Source organism: Deltaproteobacteria bacterium (genome assembly GCA_016213065.1).
Taxonomy (GTDB): Bacteria; UBA10199; UBA10199; order SPLOWO2-01-44-7; family SPLOWO2-01-44-7; genus JACRBV01.
In genome coordinates this window covers 1-2542 of record JACRBV010000123.1, presented here as the reverse complement: position 1 = coordinate 2542, position 2542 = coordinate 1, and the positions used below count along the sequence as shown (strand labels likewise).

The 2542-nt window shown below is 44.9% G+C and carries 3 protein-coding genes and 1 pseudogene; all 4 read left to right on the top strand.

Features of this window, described 5'->3' with window-relative positions; genetic code table 11:
- Positions 1-1017 precede the first annotated feature (1017 nt).
- Positions 1018-1356, top strand: coding sequence for a type II toxin-antitoxin system RelE/ParE family toxin (locus HY877_07245; GenBank protein ID MBI5300067.1), 339 nt, complete (start codon positions 1018-1020; stop codon positions 1354-1356).
- Positions 1357-1359: 3 nt separating this feature from the next.
- Complete coding sequence (locus HY877_07240) at positions 1360-1644, top strand: helix-turn-helix domain-containing protein (GenBank protein MBI5300066.1); 285 nt, start codon at positions 1360-1362, stop codon at positions 1642-1644.
- 14 nt (positions 1645-1658) lie between these two features.
- A pseudogene (locus HY877_07235) lies at positions 1659-1878 on the top strand (DUF2283 domain-containing protein).
- Between the two features lie 503 nt (positions 1879-2381).
- Positions 2382-2542: type II toxin-antitoxin system HicB family antitoxin (locus HY877_07230; protein MBI5300065.1), on the top strand; the 161-nt coding region annotated here is incomplete at its 3' end.

Sequence of the window (2542 nt, the reverse complement as noted above, 5' to 3'; positions counted from 1 at the left end):
CCTCCAGGCGAAATAATCAAAGAAAGATCCACCCCGGCAACTCGCCCTACCCGGATTTCACTATAAATTCAAAATAATAAAAACCTTTGATTGTCATTTTGCCTTTTTTCACCCGCCAATTCAACAAAAAAACCCCAACTTTTTCAATATTTCGGTGGAAAAGTTTTTCAACCACGACTTGTGGCTGAATTGATTGAGTTGTGTCAAGGCAAGCCAAATCTTTTAGACCTGCTGATGGGTCAAGATTGTGAGGAAAACCATGGTTTTGATAAACAGGCTTTACAGGATGGAGGATGTACCGGCGAATGATTATTCATCCTTGCTCCAATATGCATTCAAAGCGGCAAAAATACCGCTGGCAGGAGACGCAACCCTGGGCTGTTGGACACAATCCCTTCGGGGTTGCCCAAACCACAGCGCCGGGCATTTGTCGGCAACCGCAACGCGGTTTGCCTCACAGCCCAAGGTTGGCGCGGAGTGCCGACCTTGGGGAAATGACCCCTCCCAACAACAACCCCAGCGGGGTTGTGTCATTGTTTTTTATGCGTATTTGGGAAACAGCCTGAATCATGCGGATGATATTGCAAATAGGAATTACATTCTGTGCAGACTGTCAAAATTTTTTCTTGGCATTTTGCCCACGGATTCCATTGAGGAACCAGTCTCCTCATTTGGCTATAGTAAAACAAAAAAGGCCTGCGCGAAAACCCGTAAGCCCTTTGTAATCGAATGGAGCTGAGGGGGATCGAACCCCTGACCTCATGAATGCCGTCCTTAAAACAAAAACGTGATTCCTTTATAAATCAATTTGTTAGGATGGGCGTCCGTTGCCGATTCATGCCCTTTTACACCTGTTTTTACTTATACGTTTCACAAAAGTCTCACAAAGAAGGAAAGTTTGTGTAAAGTATTCTCACAATTGACCGAGCGATCAGTCCGTGGTTGGGTTGAAGCCAAAAAAAACTCCAGGCTTGAAAAGATGTTGACAAGTATAATCCATCGGATTACAACAAACATATGATAGCGGTTGCCGAGGTGCCGGAATATATCCGCCGGGCGGAGAAACTTTTAACGGAGGTGGAACGTCAGGACGTTGTGAACTACTTGGCGATGCATCCCAAAGAGGGTGATCTGATTCCTGGCACCGCCGGCGGTGTTCGGAAGTTACGATGGAGCAGAGGCGGGCGTGGCAAGAGTAGTGGGGTGCGGGTGATTTATTATTATCACAGCGAAGCGATGCCGCTTTATTTGCTAACCTTGTTTGCAAAAAACGAGATGGACAATTTGAGCAAGGCTGAATGCAACAATTTAGCAAAACTTGTAGACATTCTAGTTACAACTTGGATGGAGAGATGAGATATGGGAACCAATTTTGAAAGCATCGCGCGTGGGTTGAAAGAAGCAGTCGCCCACGCAAAAGGGAAAAAGGTCGCGGTAAAAATTTACAAGCCCAAGCCGGTCAATGTCTCCGCATTGCGCCAACGTATGGGCATGACTCAGGAGCAGTTTGCTGCCAGATTTGGGTTTTCTGTTGCAACTCTACGACATTGGGAACGCGGAGATCGTACGCCCCATGGTGCGGCATTAGTATTGCTTAACGTTATCAATCACGCGCCAGAGGCGGTAAGCGCAGCGTTGCGTTAAGGAAGAAAAGCGATATGGAAGCATTGAAAATTCTCGAAGGCAAACCTTCGTTGAACTGGGAGTACGATGAAGAAGCCGACGTTTTATATGTTTGCGCTGGTGATCCGCGTCCTGCTTGGAAAGGATATTGGGGAAGGTGTTATAGTCCGTTACGACGAAAAAGCGCGGGAAGTTGTCGGCATTACCATCATCGGTATTATGGCACGACTTACAAAAGACGATCTAATTTCATAGATTTCGCTATATCATTCACCGTCCAAGGATGAAGCGGTATTATGGGTTATTGTGATGGGCAACGGAATGAAAGACCTTAAAAAGAAAAAACTGAAGGCCAATGGATGGGCAGTAGGATCAACGGCGGATTTCTTGGGTTTGACGGCAGAAGAAGTGGAATATTTCCAAAGGTTTAATTTATAATGGAGTTTCACAAAAAAGCAAAAGGGTCTACGCCAAAACGACGTAAACCCTTGTGTAATCGAATGGAGCTGAGGGGGATCGAACCCCTGACCTCATGAATGCCATTCTTAAAATAAAAACGTTATTCTTTTATAAATCAACTGGTTATGATGGGCGTCCGTTGCCGATTCATGCCCTTTTACACCTGTTTTTACCTATACGTTTCACAAAAGTTTCACAAAGATAAGGAAGTGTAATTTGATTTTCCCGATGGTATGGATATGGCAATTTGGGGTAGAAGTAGGTAATATATGAGCAGGTCAATAATCGGAAGCAACTTTATGAAACGAAACGTAATCCAAATTATTTTGTATCCGGGTGACCAAAGCGGTTATGTGGCAGAGTGTGTCAATTTGCCGGTCGTTACGCAGGGATTAACGATAGATGAAACAGTTAAAAATATGCAGGAGGCGTTGGCTCTGCATTTGGAAGGCGAAAACTT

Excerpts from the sequence above, each read along its gene's own strand:
- HY877_07245 (MBI5300067.1), top strand. The coding sequence starts at position 1,018 with ATGATAGCGGTTGCCGAGGTGCCGGAATATATCCGCCGGGCGGAGAAA.
- HY877_07240 (MBI5300066.1), top strand. The coding sequence starts at position 1,360 with ATGGGAACCAATTTTGAAAGCATCGCGCGTGGGTTGAAAGAAGCAGTC.